The following is a 20,518-nucleotide window of genomic DNA, read 5'->3' as shown; positions in this document are numbered from 1 at the left end:
CACCCATATAACAGTCATGTGTGCCAATTTTAAACCCTTGACCATTGAACAAGCGCTGCAGTTGGGCTTGCCTCCGATTCCATTCGAATATGTGGAAGAGGTCTATCCGAGTTATAAAACCCCGTTGCTATTTAAATCGGACCATGGCTATGAATGGCGTGAGGTGTTATTTGGTTTGGTACCGAAATGGTCGGAAGATACCAATATCTCCAAGCATACCTATAACGCCCGACATGAAACATTGTTTCAAAAACCGAGTTTTCTGGAAGCTGCCTCCAAATGTAAATTCGGCGTCATTCCAGTCACCGAGTTTTATGAAAGTAAGTATATTGATAATAAGCCGCAACGTTGGGCAGTCCGTCGCAAAGATGGAAAAGCTTTCTTTATTGCAGCCTTATATGAGATCCGCAAACTGAATGATCAGGTGATCCGTTCGGCCACCATGCTGACCATGGACGCCATCGACCACCCGATGATGAAGGATTTCCATGAACCGGGTGATGTTAAACGATCGGTCGTGGTGATTCCGCATGAGCGCTTAGATGAATGGTTAAGCTTAAAACAACCTCATCAGCTGTATGAGTTTATGCAAGGTTTTCCGGTGGAAGAGTTTGAGTGCCTACATGTACCAAAGGCAAAAATAGAAAAAGTCACACCACAATTAAATATGTTTGATTTTTAATTTTTAAATTAAAAAGGCTTCACAATGGAAGCCTTTTTTTATCTTTTATCATTGTATTAACGTGCGAGATTTTTAAACATATGTCGCAGGATTTCCATGGTCTTCTCGATTTGTAAGGGTGTCAAACCGTCAAAAGACTGTTCCAAGATTATGGCGGTCAGATCATTGATTTTGGTAATCATTTCTTGACCTTTTTCAGTCAGATGAACACGGGTAATACGTCCATCTTCCTTGCACGAATAAGTATCAATATAGCCTTCATCTTTGAGGCGGTACACGATCTTGGTTGTGGTCGACATTTTTGAAATGACCATTTCGGAAAGTTCAGACACACTGGCATGAGGTTTGACGTGCAAGGCAATCAGAATACGGCGACGTGAATTGTCTAGACCATACTTTTTCAGTACATTATCGATGTTTTGGACATACTGAGCATTTACTTGAGAAATCCAGTAAAAAGGGAAGTCTTCCAGATTAAATGAATCGGCTGTAGGTAAAAAACGCGCATATTTTTTTGGCATTACTTATTTCCTATGCTTGCACAAGGAGCTAATCCAATTTAGCTCTAAGATTCCATGAAATGTCTACAATTTGCCTGTTAACAAAAATCCCTTTCCTGATTTTTTTAACATTCCATTTTTAACATCTTTGTCCGAAGATAATCTGTAAATTATCTTTGTTCTGAATAGAGAAGTCATCATAAAAGTCACATAAATCAGCTATTAAAGATGAACTATCCAGTCGTCTAACCCCTAACGGGATTCTACAGTTTTACAGCTGTGCTGGACTATAGAATATTTGTATTGTAGAAAAAAAATACGAATTTTGACGTGACATTTTTATAAAAATTTCTGTCTAAAATGTCATAAATATACAAAATCAATATATTTATAAAATAAATAAAGCTTAAATAAATAGCGAATACATAAGTTTGCTTTGAACAATTGGTTAAAATATGACTTGTGGAGTCTTTTTTAAAAGATGAATAAATACATTCTTTGTCACACTTTTCTCGTAAATTTATAAAAAGATGCTTAGGGCAATCAGGTTGTGTTGTATTTTTTAGAAACAGCATACAAAAAAACGCACCTCAACAGGATTACAGGTTGAGATGCGCAAAACAGAACAGGCAATGAACTTAAACCTTTTAAACGGTCCGGATTAAATCCGTAATTCACTTTCCAATATTGGCCAGATCTTTTGATGTGATTTCTTGAACATCAGCATGTGTCCAATCTGCTTATATCCAAGCTGTTGCGGATTCAGTTCAATTAATTTGGTCTGTGCATTCGGATACAAACGAAGTAAATCTTTGACATTGCTGTGCGTGGCAATTTCATCATCGGTTGCCCAGAACGAGGTGATAGGGCATTGAATTTGCTGATGATAATCTTCAAAAATAGTTTTTCCTATGGCATTCATGACATAACCGGGCTTACTACAAAACTCAGCCCATTGTTTTGCAACATTTTTAGGCAGGTTTTCACCCATCCCGATAAATTGGGTTGCGCCATAACCTTTAACAAAGCTCGAAACTGGGAAAATGACATTGAACATCAGCGGTGCGAGTACCTTGGTTTTACCTTTGAGGCCTTTGACATGGCCTGTTGAGCCCGCAATTGCTAATACTTTGGCAACCTTGTGATAATTTGATGCGATGCCAAGCAGTTGTCCTCCGGCACTATGGCCAACAATAATGACTTTTTCCGCTTGTGTACGATTCAACAATGCCTCAATTGCAGCAGGAATATCATACATTCCCCAGTCATTAATGCTTGCTGTTGAGTCTTTTAATGCACCATGTAAGGATTCCCCAATTCCACGGAAGTCAAAACTCAATACTGGATAACCTTGTTGATTCAACCATTGGGCAAATGCATGATAAAAATTTTTGGTGATACCAGTCGCTGGGCAGATTAGAATCGGGTAAGACTTATCGGAATTGAGTGCTGGATAGAATTGAGCAGCAAGTTGATAACCGTCCTTGCAACTGATCCAGAAAGATTCAATGCTATTCATGGAAACGTTACTCTGATGTATATATAGGATTACTTTACATAAGTTCCAAAAAGAAACCCGTTTAAAAAATGACTTAAAAGTCAAACTTTATGTTATATAACCGTATAAAACAAAGTATAGGAAAACTGGAAAGAACATGTATGTATTAAATACAGCAACGCAATTGGCTATTGTATTTAGTGGTATTTTTCTTTGGGTGGGGATGGTAACCGGAGTCTGGAAGTATTATCAGATCAGACAGTCTGAACTGGCCAGAGCACACTATTATGTGGATATCGCTCATCGGAGTAGTCTGCTATATGCATCGGCAAGCCTGATTTTAGCTGCACTTAGCTATTTCACGGTTTTATCTGATCAGCTTGTTTTATTCTGTGTTGTTGCAAACTTATTCTTTTTTGCGATGTCGATTTTGATTTATATCTTGCATGGTGTATTAAAGGACACCACCAATCAGTTTAAGCAACCGCATAAAATGGGGCGGTTGAATTTGCCAGCATGGTGCATGTCATTAATGATGTTAAGTTTAATTATTGTCGAGTTAGGCGCTACAACAGTATTGTTATGTGGAACAATAGTAAAGTTTTTAAATTAAAAAAAATGGATGATTACTCATCCATTCTCCCTAGAGAATTTTTTTGGCGTGCTACGCTTAACTGTCGAAACTTTCGATCGACGATCGCCCACATACAAAAGGCAACAGAGACAATCAATGCATATGCAAAATATTCAGGTTTTAAATTACCTTTAATTGTGCCTTGAAATAACAACGTAACCATTAAGGCGAGCGTTGTGGTTGCATATACTACTGTATCATTTGCCTTCAGAGCGTTAATGAAGACTTGCTTGTTGAAATGTATTGATAACATCTCCATCCCTCCTTGTTGTGACGACAAAACCATGCGTTTTTGTCTGAATTGTTTTTTAAGTTGTACTGGTATTTTCTGAGCATTTCAAGAGCAAAAAGGGGAATTTTGAAAATAAATTTTTGAATGTATTGATTTATAAAGGTTTAAAGTATTTTTTATATTAATTTATAGTATTTTTTAGTTAAATATTGGTCGATATTTTTACAATATGAAATATTTATAAGGGATATATAAAGTGAGTGATATCACTTTATCGTAAAATATCTACTATCACCACATCAATGTAAATAAGTAATTTTTATGCTTGCCTGATCAAAAAAGAAAGATTTGTCGTAAACAAAAAATGAACATTGGATAAAAGAACATTTTTTGTATAGCTAAAATCATGTTTGGGTAAAACATTATTTTAACGACAAATCATTTTACTTTTTCTGAGCCATCGCTCGGTCAATCACAATCGCAATTACCAGAACAGCCAAGGATGGGAGTAACCATGCAAGGTTTTGTTCATTTAAAGGTAAGTGCTGAATAAATGCTGGAAGTTGTGCGGTAAAGCCGGCAGCTTTAATTGCTTCAACAATACCGAATAGGAACGCAATAGCGGTAACTGATCCAACCACAATAGAAGGATTATTCCAACGTTTCCAGAAAAAGCTGAGCATGATCACAACAATAGCTGGCGGGTAGATGGCACTGAGTACAGGTACAGAGAAAGCAATCAGCTTGGTTAAACCCAGATTGGAAATTAATAACGAGAAGCCAGTCAGAATGAAAACAAGCAATTTATAAGATAAACCGGTTAATTCATTAAAGTATTCTGCACAAGCACAAGTCAGACCAATCGCAGTGACCATACAGGCAAGGAAAATCAGACAGGTGAGGAAGTAAGAACCGTAATCACCAAACGCATGCTGTACATAAGCATGAAGGATGATGGCACCATTGGCTGCGTCAGGCGCAACTTCGTGACTGCCTAAACCCAGTTTAAATAAGCTGATATAGACCAGGGTCAGTCCTACACCGGCAATCAAACTTGCGATAATGGCATATTTGGTAATGAGCTTAGTATCTGTGACACCACGAGATTGAATTGCCTGAATAATCACAATACCGAATACCAAAGCACCCAAGGTATCCATGGTGAGATAACCACTGACGAAACCTTCAGATACTGGGCTGCTGACATAGTTATTCACTGCAGGTGAAATCAGACCGGTTGGAATAGCAAAAGCGGCAATCCCTAAAATGGCCAGGGCAATGATTTTTAAAGGTGCCAGCACATGGCCTACAGTATCAAGCAGTTTGTTGGGATACAGCGAAACTGCAGTCACAAAAGCAAAATAAACAATACTATAGATAAAAAGGCTGCTACCTGAAGTACCAAAATAAGGTGCAAAGCCAATTTCATAAGAAACGGTAGCTGTGCGAGGTGTCGCGAATAGCGGTCCTACAGTCAGGTAGCAAGCAATGGTAAGCAGTAAGCTAAAGAAACGGCCAAGCGGCGAACTGATGATTTCGATCGAGCCTTTCATGCGAGATAAAGCCATGATTGTAATCACAGGTAAACCAACTGCAGTAATTAAGAAACCGAAAGCGGCCAGCCAGACATGTTCACCAGCCTGCTGCGCAACGATAGGAGGAAAGATAATATTGCCTGCGCCAATAAATAACGCAAAGGTCATAAACCCTAAAGCAATAATATCTCCTGTACGAAGTTGATTCATAAAGAGGGAGGCATAAAATAAAAGTGCAAATTTTAGAATAAAAAAGCGTTCTTTTGAAACTAATTTATGTGAAAATTGTCTGTTTTTTGACTAAAAAGAAATTATGAAAATCATATAATTAGCTATGGTAAAGCTAATGCATTGAAAAGGTTTTTAAAACTCAGAAAATAAAAAATGCTGATGTCTTTTCTCAATCAGCACAATCGAAATTAAATGTAAAATAAAAGTACACTTTTAGTCTTAAAAAGATTGAAGATTTCTATGCAAGCGCGTACAACTATTGAAATACTTTATGCAGCCCTCATATCTTTTGCTTGCATGTGAAATTAATCTGATAGATGAATAAGGAAAATCTCGAATGAGAGCTTCTACTGTGACCATTAAAACCGAACAAGATCTTGAGAAATTAAGAATCTCAGGTCGTTTGGCGGCACAAGTGTTAGAAATGATCGGTGCATATATTAAACCGGGTGTTTCAACTGAATATTTAGATGATATCTGCAATGATTATATTGTGAATACCTTGCAGGTGATTCCGGCCAATGTTGGTTATCATGGTTTTACCAAGACGACCTGTATTTCTGTGAATGAAGAAGTATGTCATGCGATTCCTTCTGTGAAAAAGATTTTGCAGGACGGTGACATCTTGAATATCGACGTTGCCGTGATTAAAGATGGCTATTTCGGTGATACCAGCCGCATGTATTTTGTCGGCCAACCAAGCCCGGAGGCCAAGAAACTGGTCGAAACCACTTATGCAGCCATGTTGGCAGGTATCCATACCGTCAAACCGGGTGCAACATTGGGTGATATTGGGCATGCAATCCAGACCGTTGCCCAGAATGCCGGCTACAGTATTGTTCGAGAATATTGCGGGCATGGTATTGGCCGTATCTATCATGAACAGCCCAATATTTTACATTATGGACAAAAGGGTCAGGGTATGATCCTGAAAAAAGGCATGGTCTTTACTATTGAGCCGATGGTCAATGCGGGTAAGCCCCATGTCAAAGAGCTAAATGATGGCTGGACGGTAGTGACCAAAGACAAATCACTGTCAGCGCAATGGGAACATATGGTTGCGGTAACGGATGATGGTTTTGAATTACTTACCCCGTGGCCGGAAGGTACAGGGCATTATCCAGCCGTTTAATTATTATTGTGATGTCGAAAAGGCTCGGAAATCAACCGGGCCTTTTCTTTGTTGAGCATTGGGTAAGCTGCTCAACCAGATAGTCAATAAAGACGCGTACAGCGGGTAACAAGCCACGGCGGGATGGATAGACGGCATGGAAAATACCATGTGGAGCGGTCCACTCAGGTAATACGGTTACCAGCTGTCCTGTTTTAACAAAGTCTTGTGCAATGCTGTCAGGTAATAAAGCAATTCCACAATTTTGTGTTGCTAGCTCGGCCAGCATCAAAAGATTTGATCCCATAATGACCGGGTTGACCTTAATCTTTTTCTGCTGCTGATCTGGACCTGTTAACAGAAATTGCTGATCAAGATGATCTTCAGCCATGCTGATAATTCGATGTTCAGGGAGCTGTTCTGGTGTAGTGAGATTGCCAAATTCATTTAAATAGGCCTGGCTGGCAAAAAGCCGTTGTTCAATCGCTTCAAACTGTCTGAGCACCAGATTTGGATCATCATCCAGTTTAGAGCGCACCCGTAAGGCCAGATCAATACCTTCATTAATTACGTCTACACGGCGATTGCTCACCATCATCTGAACACGTACTTCAGGATATTTTTTCAAGAAAGCTGGCAGGATTTTTGCCATCTGGTTCTGGGCGATGTCGACCGGCACACTGACTTTGATCACACCACGCGGCTGGCTACTTAAATGATTGACCACATCATGCGCTGCTTGCGCCGCATTCATCATGACTTGTGCATGGCGGTATACATCCATGCCGATATCGGTCACGGCGAAATGACGCGAACTACGCTGAATCAGACGTACGCCAAGTTGCTCTTCGAGGTTGTATACCCGACGACTGAGTTTAGATTTAGGAATATCGGTTGCACGTTCTGCTGCACTAAAACCGCCGTGTTCAACCACCAGCGCAAAGCAATAAAAATCATCTAAATCCGTTAGCATTACGCTATAAACTCCAGCTTATTGTGTTCAGGTTAAAACAGTATAAATGTAATTATTAAACATTTTGGTATAATAAGATATCTCGAACCTGTTGATATTGTTTCAATCGTTTAAAATCTTTCATTGTCGGAGACTGAATCCGTGATAAGTCCATATTGTCGGTGAGATCGGCCAGTTTCACAATACGTGCAATCGGATTCTGTACCGTGCGCTGCGCAGCCTGTATACGGGATTCGCCTTGCTGTTTTGTCAGGGCAACAATTGCGTCGATCAAATGCGTTGGAAAACCAAGCGCATATAGCTCATCCGTCGTGGTGGCGGTATCCTCTAGAATATCATGCAAAACCGCAACGATTTTGTGCTCTATATCCGGCACGTTGAGCATCACTCTCAAAGGATGCAGAATGTAGGGGGCATCGGCTTTGTCCACTTGGCCTGCATGCCGTTCTGCTGCAAGTGAAATCGCCCGTTCAAGTGTTGCCATGATTGAAATCCTCTCATTCAAAGTATAGACGATAGATTCAGGCATCATATTCTTTTAAACTGGATCAAATTTTTGATGCTTTATTATTATGTCCTATCAACTTATTCATATTGCCGATGCAACTCAAAATATTACGTGCCCGTTTTGTCAGCATGCTGTTTTAGACTGGGAACAGGAACAGTATATCCAACCTTGTGAACATACCTTATTTATGGCCATGGACTTAGGCTTTGAATTTATCGCCGATCGTTTTGACGAGGTTTTGTCACAATCGGTTGATGAAATTCATGAAGATCCGAATATGAATATTTTCGCCACGGTGAGTCAGGCAAATTATCCTGAAATGCAAATTTTTAAAGCCGATCTAGGCTTAGAAGGCTTATTTCGCTACGTAGGCTTTAGTCAAAACTAAACAGCTTCCAATAAAAAAGCCAATCATGTGATTGGCTTTTTGCTTTACAGCTTATGCTTCAGGCGCTGGGCTGTACTGTTCAACCAATGGCTTTAACTCACCATTTTGGAACATTTCAAGCATAATATCGCTACCGCCAATCAATTCGCCATTGACCCAAAGTTGTGGGAAAGTAGGCCAGTTTGCAATTTGCGGCAAAGTTGCACGAATATCTTGATTTTCCAAGATATTTACGTAGGCAAATGGACGACCAATTTGGCTAAGTGCTTCTACTGCACGAGCAGAAAAACCACATTGCGGGAATTGTGGAGTGCCTTTCATGTAAAGTAAAACAGGGTGTTTCGCAATTTGATCACGAATTAACGCTACTGTATCACGCGCTTGTTCCGTCATAGATAGGATCCTCTACTAATCTTTCTGCATTATACCTAAAAAAAAGCGTGGCGGAGGATTGCAAAAGATTTTTCTTGTATAAAAGTGACTTTAAGCTTTCAATCTATGCAAGTTTTTGCTTATATAACTTTTTCCACTACAACTACTGATAGATTGAGTTTGTTATGACTAATATCACTCTTGCTCCCGTGCAACCTGATCAACCCACACATCTTATGGCGACCTATGGTCGTCAGGCGATCAGCTTTGTACGAGGGCGAGGGGCGCATTTATATACCGCAGATGGAACCGAGTATTTAGATGCATTAACCGGGATTGCGGTATGTGGATTAGGGCATGCCCATCCGGTAATTGCTGAAGCGATCGCTGAACAGGCTGCAACTCTGGTTCATACTAGTAATTTATTTGAAATTCCTTGGCAAACTGCTGCTGCCCAGAAACTGGCTGAAGTGTCAGGAATGCAGGAAATCTTCTTCTCCAATAGCGGGGCGGAATCCAATGAAGGTGCGATTAAAATTGCGCGTAAGTTCGGATCGCAACAAGGGATTGCCAATCCTAAAATTTTAGTGGCAGAACAATCTTTCCATGGCCGTACACTTGCAACCTTATCTGCAACAGGTAACAAGAAAGTACAGGAAGGTTTTGCTCCCTTGGTAGAGGGCTTTGTTCGTGTGCCATTTGGCGATGTTGAAGCAATTCAGGAAGCAGCCATTACTCATCCAGATATCGTGGCGATCCTGATTGAACCCATTCAAGGCGAAGGTGGGGTAAATACTGCACCTCAGGGCTTTAGCTACCTGGAAGAGGTACGTGCTTTATGTAATCAGCACAACTGGTTGATGATGCTAGATGAGATCCAGACAGGGAATGGCCGTACCGGTAAATATTTTGCTTATCAGCATACCAATATCATTCCTGATGTCATGACCACGGCAAAAGGTTTGGGGAATGGCTTTCCTGTAGGTGCGGTGATGACCCAAGGTAAAGCGGTAGGCTTGCTGGGTGCAGGCAGTCATGGTTCAACCTATGGCGGTACGGTATTGGGTTCACGTGTGGTATATACCGTGCTGGATACGCTGGAAAAAGAGAATGCTGTTGAAAATGCGGCAACCGTAGGGGCGTATATTGTTGATCAGTTAAGCGCGCAATTGGCGGATCATCATGTTCAGGTGCGTGGTTTCGGCATGATGATCGGGATCCAATTGCCAAAAGACTGTGCCGAGCTGGTTGCTATTGCACGTGATCAATATCAGTTGATTATTAATGTGACTGCGGGTTCTGTGGTGCGTTTACTCCCACCTTTGAATATGACTCAAGCACAAGCAGATGAATTGCTTAAACGTCTGGTCCCTGCCATCCAGAATTTTCTCAAAGCTTAAATAGCTAATATTCATAAAAAAGGGCAATTCATTTGCCCTTTTTTATGTTTGATTAAAATCAACCAGAAATATATTGTTGTAACTGTTCAATCAGAATACGTTGATCGTCCATCGCTGCTTTTACCAGATCTCCAATCGAGATAAAGCCCACCAGCTTTTCCTGATCCAGTACTGGCAGATGACGTAAGTGTCGATCGGTCATGAGTTGTAAACATTCTTCTACGGTATGATTCAGGCTGACCGAGATCACTTTTGAGGTCATAATATCTGCAACAGGCGTATTATTGGAAGAACGTTCCATCAGGGCAATTTTGCGGGTGTAGTCACGTTCGGAAAAAATGCCAACGACTTTTTCATCTTCAGCAACAACCAAGGCACCAACACCTTTCTCGGCCATGATCTTAATTGCTTCAAGTACAGTCGCATTGGGTGAAATCGTAAAAATGGATTGTACTGCTTTATTCTTGATGACTTGAGCAACGATTGTCATTGTTTATCCACCTGTGTTGTATTGTCGTTTTCATTTAACTTAACGGTATTTTTTTTAATTGCAAAGCGCTAATTTCATTCCAATGATAACTTTTGCGCATAAATGTTCAAAAAGTCATCATTGGGCTGCAGGTATGTTTTAAGCAGGTATGACCGCTTCGCGTGGCATAAAAAAGAAATGCTGCATTTGCTGGGTTGAAAGCTTAAATTTACGGTGTGATGAGTTGAATAATGCAGGTTCAACCTGTAAACGGGTTAAGGTGGGAAGCAAGGACTCATGAAAGTCCTTGGGGGTAATTTTCCGTGGCGTGTAGTGTTTCCAGTTGGCCTTGGCATAACGATGGGCTTGAACCCCATTGAGCCAGAAAGGGAAGACATGACCGTCCTGATCTGATTTGATTGCCCAACCTTGATGGTAAAGGCCCCAAAGTGCACCACAGTACATCATTGTTTTTAGAATTGAAATTTTAATCATCAACTCTCGTGAAACCGGCTGAAAATGGTTAAAGCGATACATGTTATTGAACTAATATTCTTAAACTTATGGCTCATTATAAGAAATCTAGATGTCATTTATGTTTAACAATTGACTAAAATCGTAAGCAAATATTGTAGTTGCTTAGATAATTGATTGGTAAGTTCTTTGAATTTGTAAGCTAAGGCGTTGGATAAAATAGAATTATTGTGTTTTTATTGAACAGAAAATTTGATCTGGGTAGCTCAATGTTTTAATACAGTACAAATGGATAAGTGGAGATCATTTTACATATTATAATTTAACAGGCATTAAAAAAACGCCACCTGAGCAAATCAAAGCGATAAAAGCTTTGATATAGCGCAAGGACGTTTCTTTAAGCTTGGAGGGTTGCCATCTTCTGCCAATACTGGGCTTTTAAGGAATCTCGTTCTACTCGGAAGCCTTGATAATACAATTCTGCTAAAAATAGTGCCGCTTTGCCGTGGCCTGCTTTAGCAACTTCCTCAAGCTCTTTTACTGCATCTTGGAAGTTTTTTTGCGATTGAATTGTATTGACCGCATTTGCATATAGATGCTCTAGTTCATGGTGTGTAACATGTTGAATCATATAATAACTCCTTATTTTAATTATGATTACCGCAAATTCTATCCAAAGTTATACTACTTCGAATTTAAGCTACTTTAACTTAGAATTATTAAAGTAATATGACAAATTGATGGAATTGTCAAATATATTCAGCAATTCTGCGTAAATAAAAGCTTACACGATTAAACATTTACCACAAATAATTTTAAGTAGAATCAAAGTGAGAATAAGAGAAAAGGAGAATAACATGTCAAATGTCATCGATGGTGTGAATGTTGATGTTCCACCATTAGAAAGCCAGATCATTGCGCTAGCGCATCATCACCGTAAATTACTGGATGAAGCGATCTTTCATCAGGAAATTCATTTAGGTGACTACTGTCTGGCACAACGCAAACGTGTGTATGACTTTGCCAGCCATTTAAGTCCTGAGCAGAAAGACCGTTTTTATAAAATTTATGATGGAGAGCTGAGGAATATTGCAGACGATGATGATTTACATCCCGCTGATGCAGAAAGTGGAGTCGGTATGTTTGCGATTTTCATTGTTTTGGTAATAATCGCATTTATCCTGTACTTTGCTTTTGTACGTTCGCTGGTCAGTTAATCACGGCTAAAGTTATTTGCACGTTCAATAGGTTGTGGAATTGTGACTTATTGAACGTGGTACTTGTCCTAAGCGAATCAGAGACATACACTACCTCTAATTCGAGGTAGGTTATGTTGTCTATACTTTCTAAACATAAATTGATGCAATCCAGAGTAGGATTCAAACTCGACCAATTTTATAATATTTTGGTCGCTATTATTATTTTGTCCATTTTTATACTTGCGTATAACGCATTATTACGTCCAGTCAGTTCATTGCAATATCAGCAAGTGGTGCAGTTTGCTCATCAGGCCAGCCATCCGCGGACCCAGCATATGGCTATTGAGGTGTTAGAGCAGACTCCCATTCGCCGTATTAATTATTTAAAACTATTAAATGCTTACCAATTTGAATCGAACCGGATTAAACAATATCCAGCGATGGCAAAAGAAGATGAGTGAGTTTTAATCGACTCATTTCCATTATAAATGAATGCATTGCCTTATTCGGGAAAAGGATAGCAATTTATGCTAGACTGGCCCCATTTTAAAAGCTGCTTTACTTTCAAGGAATCGACATGCAACAGCAATCGAATATGCAAAATAAATTCTTGATAAATGCTGATATCGGCGATGATGATGTCACCTTACCAAGTTTACCTGCTGTCGATGTTCCCATTATAGAGCCTGCAGTACAAAAGCCAGTAGAGCCAGCTGTTACTGCTTCGGTAGAACCTGTTGCGCCAGTGGTTGAAGAAGAAGCTAAATCAACAGGTTTCTTTGGTCGCATGAAAGATGGATTGACCAAAACCCGCCGTAGTTTTACGGATGGTATGGTCAACATTCTGATTGGCGGTAAAGAAATTGATGATGAGCTCTTGGAAGAAGTTGAAGAGCAGCTTTTAGTGGCAGATATTGGTGTGGATGCGACTAAAACCATTATTGCGAATCTGACTGAACGTACTGCGCGTGGAGATTTAATCTATTCACATGCTTTATATAAGGCGTTGCAAGAAGAATTGGTTGCTTTATTGGCGCCACGTGTTAAACCGCTACATATTGATCCGAATAAATCACCGTATGTGATTTTGATGGTGGGTGTAAATGGCGTAGGCAAAACCACAACCATCGGTAAACTGGCCAAGCGTTTACAGGGTGAAGGCAAGAAAGTCATGTTGGCAGCGGGTGATACCTTCCGTGCAGCCGCAACAGAACAATTGCAAATCTGGGGTGAGCGTAATGACATTCCAGTCGTTGCACAGGGCCATGGGGCTGACAGTGCGTCGGTGATCTTTGATGCATTTGAAAGTGCACGCGCCAAAGGCATTGATGTCTTGATTGCAGATACCGCTGGGCGTCTGCAAAACAAAGCCAACCTGATGGAAGAGTTGAAAAAAGTAAAACGTGTCATGCAAAAGATCGATGCAACCGCACCGCATGAAATCATGCTGATTGTAGATGCGGGCACTGGTCAAAATGCGATTAATCAAGTACAGCTGTTTGACGAGGCTGTTGGTCTCACCGGTATCACCATTACCAAACTGGATGGCACAGCAAAAGGTGGCGTCTTGTTCAATATTGCAAGCCGTACTCATGTGCCGATTCGCTATATTGGTGTAGGTGAGAAGATTGACGATTTACGTCCATTCTCAGCAAAATCATTCGTTGCTGCTTTATTTGAAACAGATAAATAAATCGTTTTTTATATGTAATAGAAGCCGAGTTTTCGGCTTTTATTTTGTTTAAAAATAAGCGGTTAAAAAACGCACTAATAATTTAAAAAAGAGCCTTTACCATGAATTTTTTATTAAAACCTTTAGCCTTTATTATGTTAACCAGTCTCTTAGGTACAAGTCCGGTGTTGGCCTTAGGGGTGACTGATGCCATAAACACACTCACCCAAAATGCTGAACAAGGCGATAGTGAAGCACAATATTCTTTAGCGACGATGTATGCAGATGGCGACGGAGTTGAACAAGATAATGCTAAAGCAGTACATTGGTATCTTATGGCCGCAGATCAAGGAAATGTAAACGCTCAGAATAATTTAGCCTGGATGTATGAAAATGGCAAAGGGATCGCACAGAATCATAAAAAGGCTTTTGAGTGGTATCAACGTGCAGCCCATCAAGGAGATAGCAATGCGCAATATAATCTGGGGGTGATGTATGCGCATGGGCGAGGTGTGCAGAAAAATAATAATAAAGCGCATCAATGGTATTTTAAGGCAGCCGAACAGGGAGATCTGGATGCACAGCATTATTTAAGGATGTCTTATTTACTCAAGCAACTCGATCAAGCAGGACAGAAGAAATACAAAATGATTTCAAAAGACTGGGTGATTCCTGTGGTTGAGGCAGAAGAAGCGAGCGCAGAAGCGGATTAATGCAACAGGATTTTAATTGTTTCAAAAATAAAACGATCTGTCATATTTTTTAGACTATTCCTAAAAAATATGTCGTTATACACTACATTCAATCCAAGATAACGCCCCAGGGCACAAGGTAGGAATAACAACATGAGCAACTTCTTAAATAGTATTAAATCACGTCGTACAATTTATGCAATTGGTAAAAACCTGACCGTAGACCAAGCCACAATTGAAGAAACGATCCGTGAAGCTGTAAAACAAAGCCCGTCATCATTTAACTCACAAACTTCTCGTGTTGTGACTTTATATGGTGAATCTCATACTAAGTTCTGGGAAATCGTACGCGAAACATTACGTAAAATGGTTCCAGCAGAAGCTTTCGCTAATACAAGTGCGAAAATTGATAGCTTTGCAGCAGGCTTTGGTACAGCATTATTCTATGAAGACCAAGATGTTGTGAAAGGTTTACAAGAACAATTTGCGTTATATGCAGATAACTTCCCGGTATGGTCAGAACATTCAAGTGCGATTGCACAGTTTGCCACTTGGACTGCTTTATCTGAAATTGGTGTTGGTGCGTCATTACAACATTACAATCCAATTATTGATGCTGAAGTTGCAGAAACATTTGATATTCCTGCGAACTGGAAATTACGCGCTCAGTTGGTATTCGGTTCTATCGAAGCTGCTGCGGGTGAAAAAACATATATGGATGATGCAGCACGTTTCAAAACTTTTAACTAAGTAAAGACTGCGCAGTAAAAAGAGCACTCAAGGTGCTCTTTTTTTATTTGCATAAAATATGCAGATTGCATTTAACCTGTATATCCTAATGGATAGCCTAGACATCATTTCTACGTGAAGTATAAGAGGTCTAACAGTTAAAATGAAGTACAGGTTATTACATGCTGAATGTATGACTAAATGAAGCCTGTCTTGAATAAACACAAGCAACTTACAGGGAAATGCTTTTGGTTGTGCCCAATTGTTCCGATTCACCTGTGACCGAAGCTTTAGCCAGTTTAAAAAGGGTCGCTATCTTACCTGAACCTTTCCAGTATTGGGCTCCATTACAGTTCACACGAAGCAGTTGAATGTCAGGATCGGTTTTACCCTGCTCAAAGAATGCCTCATAAGCCGAAGACCATATTTCATCCAGCTTTGCAGGGTCATTTACACACTCAGCCACACCATTAATCGAGACGTAGTCATTATTTGATATATTGCTATAGCCTAAATTGACTTGATTGTTTTGAGGAATACTTTTTACAAGCTCAGAACTTTTAGAGCCTAAAAACCAGACCACTCCATCAAAATCAGTATCCTGTGTGGTCATTGGTGCTGAATGCAAATGACCTTTTTCAGTAATAAACGTGATCATGGCAAATTTAATGCCTTTAAGTAGCTGATTTAATTCTTGATATTCACTATTCAGGTTGTTCATGACGAAATTCTCCTAAAGTTTGTTTTTTCAATATCCCTGAAAATAAAAGGGTTAAGGGTTTCGGTTTGTGCGCTATTTGTTTTATCCAGCTAGAAATGCTGTTTTCCTGTTAATGAAATTATTAAAAAATATTTAAATCGAATGATCTCAATATCTTTTAGAAAAATGGCTTAAAAAGTGTCAAAAGATAATTAAGCCCAGGAGAGTTGAGCTTGGGCACAAACATCAACGCGTGAATTAATTCCCTTGAAAAGTATGAGATTGGGAAGCTGGAATTGCTGAGTCCTGGTCATTTTTATAACTGGTTATGATTTGTGGGTTTAATTATAAGTTTTTGTTTTATAATGCTAAATTTGAAATAATTATGTGAAAAGTGTAAAATATACACTTGTCTTTATTTGTTTTTTTAATGGGTGGCTTTTTTGAAAAAAATACTAATTCTTTCTATAAGTACGGTTGCTTCTGGTTCGGTGTTTAGTGCTGATGATTTATTGGCTAAGCCTCAGTCTATATTGGTGTTGCAGAAGGAGGACACCCAATTGGAGCTCAAAAACGATCAGCAGGTCGATTTTTTTGAGTCATTGAAACAGCAAGAACAGGATCAGATCAATCAGCGCACTCAAGATTTAGAGAATTTACACGAAATTCAAGCAAATACCGCTAACATGAGTCCGCATGATAGAGCCCAGTATTATCTGGAGCATAGACATTATGGGGCTTTAGATGCGCATGGAAATGGTCAACAACTCAGTTCATTAGCAAAAGCCCGTAATAGAGGAGTAATTTCAAATCGGGACTATCAACAGAAAATTGTAAAATACAATCCTTCGCCTATAGCGCATCGAAGTGACCAGCTTAAATTAACGATTCCTATCGGAGATTAAAAAGTTCCCCGTGTCTTAAAGATGGGGTAGGCAGTTTATTGTACTATCCACATCTTTGCTCTCTAAGAAGCGACCTCTCATGTCGTCGAGTATCGCTATTTTTATAGGCGGATTAATGTACTCTTGATAAATAAGCTGATGAAAAGATCAATTCTCATGCGTGGCTGATCTCGTTGAGAATCAATTTTGTATAGGTGAAATTATTTTATAAAAGCAGTGCAGGTGAGCTTGAAGGTTGAACAATTATTTTTTACTATTTGGTAAAAAAATAGGTTAAAAATCTAACTTTTTGTGTTACTTTAATTTACTTTTCAAGGGGTTGAAAAGTATGAATATTATCAAATTTTTAAAAAGCTTTAATACAACAGGATTTTATCTAACACTGGCAAGTATTGTGTTGCTGATGTTGATTGTATATTTTTATTTTATTAACCCCAATTAACTATCAAAGTCTGTCTTTAGCCACCTGTGGGTGGTTTTTTATGCTGGATTTTTTTTGATTTAGATATAATTACACAGTTTTATTTACCTATTAGTAACAATTGAAACACTCTAATTACAAACTTATTGTAAAGTGTTACATCCAATCTGATATAAAAATTTTAATAAAAAGAGGTTGATAATTATGAATATTTTTAAGTTTTTAAAAAGCTTTAATACGGTAGATTTCTATTTGGTGGTTGCAAGCATTATGCTCGCAGTACTGATATGTTTATTTTATGTTGTAAGCCCGAACTGAGATTTAATCTGGCAAAAGTGATGTCTGGCGTTTTTAGACGCCCACATTGCAAGGTTGATCCTGTTGCTGAGATATGATGATTTAAAAGGCTTGAAATGTTTTTTCGATCACATTCATAACAATAGAACAAAGCTTATTGGAATAAACCTTTAATCGCGGTGATACTTGTTTGAACTTTAGCAAAATCAAAGGCTAGGTCACTTATGTGAAAAATTGCAGAAAGATTTTGTAGGCATTTTTAAATCATGTAATATTTCTCTTTATAAATAATAGCTTAAATCAATTTATTGGCTTATGTTGATTTTGTGCTGTAGATATCTGAAAAAAAGCTAAATTGTTGCAATAGACAGTTTTAATTTTTGTCATAAAATCGTCATAATCGCATTGCATAGTGCATACGGTTTCATAAATTGTTTATAACGAGAAGAGTCTAATGTCTTTAAGAGTTGGTGTTGCTGCTTTAGGGTTATTATCAAGTAGTTTAGTTTTTTCAGCAGTCACAATCACTGCACCTGAAGAAATCGTGATTCTTGCTGTAAATGGTCAGGAAGTAAACAATGTATTAATTCCTTCAAAGAAAAATAATTATCAGGTCGATCCTGGTAATTTGCTGGTCAATGTGCGTTATCGTGAATATTTCGAGCATTTGAATGGTGAACATGACATCGTTAAATCCGGTGTGGTTACGCTTCAGGCACCTAACCTGCAGGATAATCAGTCTTATAGTCTGGCACTTGTAAATGCACCAAAAGACTTTGATGCTGCCAAAAAATATGCTGATCAACCCACAGTTGCTTTATATGATCAAAATAAAAAACTTGTAGTACAACAAACCGGTGCGAACAATGAAGCGCAACCTTGGTTTACAGGAAATAATTTCCTAAGCCGTACCCTGGATTTAACGCAAAAGAATAAAAACAATGCTGTAAACCAGCCAGCACCTGTTTATTCAGGAGCTACTTCACAAGCAGCGGTTGTTGCCTCTGCGCCGGTTGCAGTCACAACGACAGTCCCAACGGGAACAGCAAAGACGACCGATCAGCAAATGGCAGATTTATGGCAAAAAGCATCTAAGGCTGAACGTCAAAAATTCATGGCATGGTTAGCTGGTCAAAGCAACTAAATTTCATATCCATAAAAGGCCGATGATCTCATCGGCTTTTTTATGTCTCTAAAAAATAATTAGAGTGTTTCTTTCTTAATATCTAGCAGTACGTTAAACCTGATTTTCTGTCAGAACTGCATGCTCTGGTTTTTGAGTAGACCAGATCGAACCATTTGGTGCACTTTGTGCTCGATCTCTGGCTTGTTGGTAAAAGCGTAAAAACAGTAAAGAGAAGCATATCGCAACAATATCTATCCAGATTAAATATCCTGTTGAATACCATAACCCTTGAATAGGAAATAGGTAAGCGAGAATAGAGGTGGATGGAATCAGCAATAAAATTACCGCAATGGCAAAGAAGAGTTGAGCTAATGCTTTGGCTGCGCCAATAAGAAAACTGTATAAAATACAAGCAGTAAATACAAAATAGTAGCTATACATAAATACATGGTTATGACTTTGTAATTGCATTGGGATGACGTAAGCCCAACGTCCAGCCAGCATGCTCACACATATTGCCAGTATACAACCTAGACACGCACCGATCGTAAGATTAGCTATAAACATCACATCCTTACGTTGTTGTGGAGCGGGCAGTTTAGGATTTTTCTGTTTCCTTAAGCGGGTTTCAATCCACAGGATATTGCCAGAATAAAATAAATAAGCCCCACCTAAACCAAAGATTAAATAAATCCAGCGAATGGGTTCGCCACCATAATTACCAAAGTGCAGTGCGAACATAGAACGGATCAGTGACGCAGCCGTGCTTTCTTCTGTTGAGAGGGTTTTAGTTGCATAAGGTGAATCTTGATAAGGATTAAAATTCATATAATCAAAAGTATCACCCCGTAGCATCCGATCCGGATGATACAGTGCAACGAATGCAGAGGCCCGTTCAGGATGATCCAGCTGGTTGAAACGGATACCATCAATGCGATACTCAGGGGCAACTTTCTGTATATTCTGCAAAATCTTTTCTACATCGAGCTGTGGAGCTGGATCAACAATTTTTACCGCAGGCGGTCGTTCAAAAAGTGGTTTGTCTTTTGAGACCAGCTGGCTAAGTGCACTATAGAAAATATCATGAAAGGCAAAAACAACGACGGTAACACTGATAATGATATGAAAAGGTAAGCTGGTGATGCCAATGACATTATGGGTATCCAACCAAAAACGTTTCTTATTTTTACCTGGGCGGATCGCAAAATAATCTTTGATCAATGTCGGCAATAACACGATCAGACCGGACATGATTGCAAGAAAGTAGAGAACTGCAACCACACCCATCACCATAACACCAGTAGTATGATGTCCCATCATGCCGGGAATACCTGCGGTTTCATGGAGTTGTTCAATCAGCCAACCTAATTTAGATACATTCTCTTGTTGTGCAATCAACTGACCATTGGCATCGAGTGTTGCCAACATACTGGTTTGAGCGATATCAACTCCATGATGATCTTCCGCTGGCTCATGTGCTGCTTGCCATTGAATCGGTGCATTATGGCCTTCTGGTGAGCTAAAACTCAGGGTAAAGGCTTGCTTTGTCTCTGGATATTGTGCCTGTACCTGTGCAACGAGCTGGTTATATTGGTTAGGTTGAATGGCCGCTAGTTTTTGTTGAGGAGGCGTTGCCCATTGGCTCAGCTGGTGCTGAAACATGGTTAGTCCACCAGCAAAAAAGCAGATGAAGAGAAGAATACCGGCGCTGACTCCGACCCATGTATGAAGATTTTTACCTGTTTTAATGATATCTGCGCGAACTTTCAT

General features: G+C 39.3%; 24 protein-coding genes. 12 read left to right on the top strand and 12 right to left on the bottom strand.

Going from position 1 to position 20,518, the window contains the following annotated elements:
- Positions 1-16: 16 nt before the first annotated feature.
- Positions 17-682 (top strand): SOS response-associated peptidase, encoded by a 666-nt coding sequence (locus tag ACINWC323_RS07855; RefSeq protein WP_005230780.1) that lies wholly within the window; start codon positions 17-19, stop codon positions 680-682.
- Positions 683-738: 56 nt separating this feature from the next.
- Here ACINWC323_RS07855 and ACINWC323_RS07860 read toward each other — a convergent pair whose 3' ends face one another.
- Positions 739-1,203 carry a MarR family winged helix-turn-helix transcriptional regulator gene (locus ACINWC323_RS07860; protein ID WP_005230779.1) on the bottom strand — a complete coding sequence of 155 codons (465 nt, stop codon included), beginning with the start codon at positions 1,201-1,203 and terminating at the stop codon, positions 739-741.
- Between the two features lie 640 nt (positions 1,204-1,843).
- Positions 1,844-2,701: an alpha/beta hydrolase family protein gene (locus tag ACINWC323_RS07865; RefSeq protein ID WP_009512675.1), complete on the bottom strand. Its 858-nt coding sequence runs from the start codon at positions 2,699-2,701 to the stop codon at positions 1,844-1,846.
- A gap of 136 nt (positions 2,702-2,837) precedes the next feature.
- Here ACINWC323_RS07865 and ACINWC323_RS07870 point away from each other — a divergent pair, with 136 nt between their 5' ends.
- A complete protein-coding gene (locus ACINWC323_RS07870) occupies positions 2,838-3,293 on the top strand; it encodes a hypothetical protein (protein ID WP_009512518.1) in 456 nt (151 codons plus the stop codon).
- A 13-nt stretch (positions 3,294-3,306) separates the two neighbouring features.
- Here ACINWC323_RS07870 and ACINWC323_RS0119110 read toward each other — a convergent pair whose 3' ends face one another.
- A complete protein-coding gene (locus ACINWC323_RS0119110) occupies positions 3,307-3,567 on the bottom strand; it encodes a hypothetical protein (RefSeq protein WP_005230776.1) in 261 nt (86 codons plus the stop codon).
- Between the two features lie 422 nt (positions 3,568-3,989).
- Positions 3,990-5,291, bottom strand: coding sequence for a branched-chain amino acid transport system II carrier protein (gene brnQ / locus ACINWC323_RS07875; protein WP_005286189.1), 1,302 nt, complete (start codon positions 5,289-5,291; stop codon positions 3,990-3,992).
- A gap of 358 nt (positions 5,292-5,649) precedes the next feature.
- Here brnQ and map point away from each other — a divergent pair, with 358 nt between their 5' ends.
- Complete coding sequence (gene map, locus ACINWC323_RS07880; protein WP_009512913.1) at positions 5,650-6,444, top strand: type I methionyl aminopeptidase; 795 nt, start codon at positions 5,650-5,652, stop codon at positions 6,442-6,444.
- A 31-nt stretch (positions 6,445-6,475) separates the two neighbouring features.
- Here map and ACINWC323_RS07885 read toward each other — a convergent pair whose 3' ends face one another.
- Positions 6,476-7,396, bottom strand: a complete 921-nt coding sequence (locus ACINWC323_RS07885) for a LysR family transcriptional regulator (protein WP_005230772.1) — start codon at positions 7,394-7,396, stop codon at positions 6,476-6,478.
- 55 nt (positions 7,397-7,451) lie between these two features.
- Positions 7,452-7,880 carry a metal-dependent phosphohydrolase gene (locus tag ACINWC323_RS07890; protein WP_009512647.1) on the bottom strand — a complete coding sequence of 143 codons (429 nt, stop codon included), beginning with the start codon at positions 7,878-7,880 and terminating at the stop codon, positions 7,452-7,454.
- A gap of 88 nt (positions 7,881-7,968) precedes the next feature.
- Here ACINWC323_RS07890 and ACINWC323_RS07895 point away from each other — a divergent pair, with 88 nt between their 5' ends.
- Positions 7,969-8,292 (top strand): hypothetical protein, encoded by a 324-nt coding sequence (locus tag ACINWC323_RS07895; RefSeq protein WP_009512600.1) that lies wholly within the window; start codon positions 7,969-7,971, stop codon positions 8,290-8,292.
- A gap of 51 nt (positions 8,293-8,343) precedes the next feature.
- Here ACINWC323_RS07895 and grxD read toward each other — a convergent pair whose 3' ends face one another.
- Positions 8,344-8,685 (bottom strand): Grx4 family monothiol glutaredoxin, encoded by a 342-nt coding sequence (grxD, locus tag ACINWC323_RS07900; RefSeq protein WP_004772459.1) that lies wholly within the window; start codon positions 8,683-8,685, stop codon positions 8,344-8,346.
- A gap of 164 nt (positions 8,686-8,849) precedes the next feature.
- Here grxD and ACINWC323_RS07905 point away from each other — a divergent pair, with 164 nt between their 5' ends.
- Positions 8,850-10,064: an aspartate aminotransferase family protein gene (locus tag ACINWC323_RS07905; protein ID WP_032881545.1), complete on the top strand. Its 1,215-nt coding sequence runs from the start codon at positions 8,850-8,852 to the stop codon at positions 10,062-10,064.
- Positions 10,065-10,122: 58 nt separating this feature from the next.
- Here the strand turns inward: ACINWC323_RS07905 and ACINWC323_RS07910 are convergent, their stop codons facing one another.
- The 3 genes from ACINWC323_RS07910 to ACINWC323_RS07920 all read right to left on the bottom strand — a co-directional run bounded on the left by ACINWC323_RS07910 (position 10,123) and on the right by ACINWC323_RS07920 (position 11,638).
- Complete coding sequence (locus ACINWC323_RS07910; protein ID WP_005230768.1) at positions 10,123-10,554, bottom strand: CBS domain-containing protein; 432 nt, start codon at positions 10,552-10,554, stop codon at positions 10,123-10,125.
- A 138-nt stretch (positions 10,555-10,692) separates the two neighbouring features.
- The gene (locus ACINWC323_RS07915) at positions 10,693-11,070 is read right to left on the bottom strand and encodes a DUF2750 domain-containing protein (RefSeq protein ID WP_009512710.1); all 378 of its coding nucleotides are present in this window, start codon (positions 11,068-11,070) and stop codon (positions 10,693-10,695) included.
- Between the two features lie 334 nt (positions 11,071-11,404).
- Complete coding sequence (locus ACINWC323_RS07920; protein WP_005230766.1) at positions 11,405-11,638, bottom strand: SEL1-like repeat protein; 234 nt, start codon at positions 11,636-11,638, stop codon at positions 11,405-11,407.
- A 226-nt stretch (positions 11,639-11,864) separates the two neighbouring features.
- Here ACINWC323_RS07920 and ACINWC323_RS07925 point away from each other — a divergent pair, with 226 nt between their 5' ends.
- The 5 genes from ACINWC323_RS07925 (at position 11,865) to ACINWC323_RS07945 (ending at position 15,320) form a co-directional block, all read left to right on the top strand.
- Positions 11,865-12,224: a hypothetical protein gene (locus ACINWC323_RS07925; RefSeq protein ID WP_005230764.1), complete on the top strand. Its 360-nt coding sequence runs from the start codon at positions 11,865-11,867 to the stop codon at positions 12,222-12,224.
- A gap of 113 nt (positions 12,225-12,337) precedes the next feature.
- Positions 12,338-12,667 carry a hypothetical protein gene (locus ACINWC323_RS07930; protein WP_005230763.1) on the top strand — a complete coding sequence of 110 codons (330 nt, stop codon included), beginning with the start codon at positions 12,338-12,340 and terminating at the stop codon, positions 12,665-12,667.
- 116 nt (positions 12,668-12,783) lie between these two features.
- The gene (ftsY, locus tag ACINWC323_RS07935) at positions 12,784-13,899 is read left to right on the top strand and encodes a signal recognition particle-docking protein FtsY (RefSeq protein WP_009512730.1); all 1,116 of its coding nucleotides are present in this window, start codon (positions 12,784-12,786) and stop codon (positions 13,897-13,899) included.
- A gap of 101 nt (positions 13,900-14,000) precedes the next feature.
- Positions 14,001-14,591: a tetratricopeptide repeat protein gene (locus ACINWC323_RS07940; RefSeq protein ID WP_009512890.1), complete on the top strand. Its 591-nt coding sequence runs from the start codon at positions 14,001-14,003 to the stop codon at positions 14,589-14,591.
- A 132-nt stretch (positions 14,592-14,723) separates the two neighbouring features.
- A complete protein-coding gene (locus ACINWC323_RS07945) occupies positions 14,724-15,320 on the top strand; it encodes a nitroreductase family protein (protein WP_005230755.1) in 597 nt (198 codons plus the stop codon).
- A 211-nt stretch (positions 15,321-15,531) separates the two neighbouring features.
- On the opposite strand, the gene ACINWC323_RS07950 is transcribed toward ACINWC323_RS07945, so the two are convergent.
- On the bottom strand, positions 15,532-16,020 hold the full coding sequence (locus ACINWC323_RS07950; protein WP_005286161.1) for a pyridoxamine 5'-phosphate oxidase family protein: 489 nt from the start codon (positions 16,018-16,020) through the stop codon (positions 15,532-15,534).
- Positions 16,021-16,442: 422 nt separating this feature from the next.
- Between ACINWC323_RS07950 and ACINWC323_RS0119105 the strand changes: the two genes are divergently transcribed.
- Entirely contained in the window at positions 16,443-16,904 is a 462-nt protein-coding gene (locus tag ACINWC323_RS0119105; protein ID WP_032881544.1) for a hypothetical protein, read from the top strand.
- Positions 16,905-18,076: 1,172 nt separating this feature from the next.
- Complete coding sequence (locus tag ACINWC323_RS07955; protein ID WP_009512556.1) at positions 18,077-18,766, top strand: YccT family protein; 690 nt, start codon at positions 18,077-18,079, stop codon at positions 18,764-18,766.
- Positions 18,767-18,859: 93 nt separating this feature from the next.
- Here the strand turns inward: ACINWC323_RS07955 and ACINWC323_RS07960 are convergent, their stop codons facing one another.
- Positions 18,860-20,518, bottom strand: a complete 1,659-nt coding sequence (locus ACINWC323_RS07960; protein WP_032881543.1) for a PepSY-associated TM helix domain-containing protein — start codon at positions 20,516-20,518, stop codon at positions 18,860-18,862.

Source organism: Acinetobacter sp. WC-323 (assembly GCF_000314615.1).
In the GTDB taxonomy this organism is placed as follows: Bacteria; Pseudomonadota; Gammaproteobacteria; order Pseudomonadales; family Moraxellaceae; genus Acinetobacter; species Acinetobacter courvalinii.
This window is presented reverse-complemented; position numbering and strand designations above follow the sequence as displayed.

Bases quoted from the DNA above. Each gene is read 5' to 3' on its own strand.
- ACINWC323_RS07855 (WP_005230780.1), top strand. From the start codon at position 17: ATGTGTGCCAATTTTAAACCCTTGACCATTGAACAAGCGCTGCAGTTG.
- ACINWC323_RS07860 (WP_005230779.1), bottom strand. From the start codon at position 1,203: ATGCCAAAAAAATATGCGCGTTTTTTACCTACAGCCGATTCATTTAAT.
- ACINWC323_RS07865 (WP_009512675.1), bottom strand. From the start codon at position 2,701: ATGAATAGCATTGAATCTTTCTGGATCAGTTGCAAGGACGGTTATCAA.
- ACINWC323_RS07870 (WP_009512518.1), top strand. From the start codon at position 2,838: ATGTATGTATTAAATACAGCAACGCAATTGGCTATTGTATTTAGTGGT.
- ACINWC323_RS0119110 (WP_005230776.1), bottom strand. From the start codon at position 3,567: ATGTTATCAATACATTTCAACAAGCAAGTCTTCATTAACGCTCTGAAG.
- brnQ (WP_005286189.1), bottom strand. From the start codon at position 5,291: ATGAATCAACTTCGTACAGGAGATATTATTGCTTTAGGGTTTATGACC.
- map (WP_009512913.1), top strand. From the start codon at position 5,650: ATGAGAGCTTCTACTGTGACCATTAAAACCGAACAAGATCTTGAGAAA.
- ACINWC323_RS07885 (WP_005230772.1), bottom strand. From the start codon at position 7,396: ATGCTAACGGATTTAGATGATTTTTATTGCTTTGCGCTGGTGGTTGAA.
- ACINWC323_RS07890 (WP_009512647.1), bottom strand. From the start codon at position 7,880: ATGGCAACACTTGAACGGGCGATTTCACTTGCAGCAGAACGGCATGCA.
- ACINWC323_RS07895 (WP_009512600.1), top strand. From the start codon at position 7,969: ATGTCCTATCAACTTATTCATATTGCCGATGCAACTCAAAATATTACG.
- grxD (WP_004772459.1), bottom strand. From the start codon at position 8,685: ATGACGGAACAAGCGCGTGATACAGTAGCGTTAATTCGTGATCAAATT.
- ACINWC323_RS07905 (WP_032881545.1), top strand. From the start codon at position 8,850: ATGACTAATATCACTCTTGCTCCCGTGCAACCTGATCAACCCACACAT.
- ACINWC323_RS07910 (WP_005230768.1), bottom strand. From the start codon at position 10,554: ATGACAATCGTTGCTCAAGTCATCAAGAATAAAGCAGTACAATCCATT.
- ACINWC323_RS07915 (WP_009512710.1), bottom strand. From the start codon at position 11,070: ATGTATCGCTTTAACCATTTTCAGCCGGTTTCACGAGAGTTGATGATT.
- ACINWC323_RS07920 (WP_005230766.1), bottom strand. From the start codon at position 11,638: ATGATTCAACATGTTACACACCATGAACTAGAGCATCTATATGCAAAT.
- ACINWC323_RS07925 (WP_005230764.1), top strand. From the start codon at position 11,865: ATGTCAAATGTCATCGATGGTGTGAATGTTGATGTTCCACCATTAGAA.
- ACINWC323_RS07930 (WP_005230763.1), top strand. From the start codon at position 12,338: ATGTTGTCTATACTTTCTAAACATAAATTGATGCAATCCAGAGTAGGA.
- ftsY (WP_009512730.1), top strand. From the start codon at position 12,784: ATGCAACAGCAATCGAATATGCAAAATAAATTCTTGATAAATGCTGAT.
- ACINWC323_RS07940 (WP_009512890.1), top strand. From the start codon at position 14,001: ATGAATTTTTTATTAAAACCTTTAGCCTTTATTATGTTAACCAGTCTC.
- ACINWC323_RS07945 (WP_005230755.1), top strand. From the start codon at position 14,724: ATGAGCAACTTCTTAAATAGTATTAAATCACGTCGTACAATTTATGCA.
- ACINWC323_RS07950 (WP_005286161.1), bottom strand. From the start codon at position 16,020: ATGAACAACCTGAATAGTGAATATCAAGAATTAAATCAGCTACTTAAA.
- ACINWC323_RS07955 (WP_009512556.1), top strand. From the start codon at position 18,077: ATGTCTTTAAGAGTTGGTGTTGCTGCTTTAGGGTTATTATCAAGTAGT.
- ACINWC323_RS07960 (WP_032881543.1), bottom strand. From the start codon at position 20,518: ATGAAAGTTCGCGCAGATATCATTAAAACAGGTAAAAATCTTCATACA.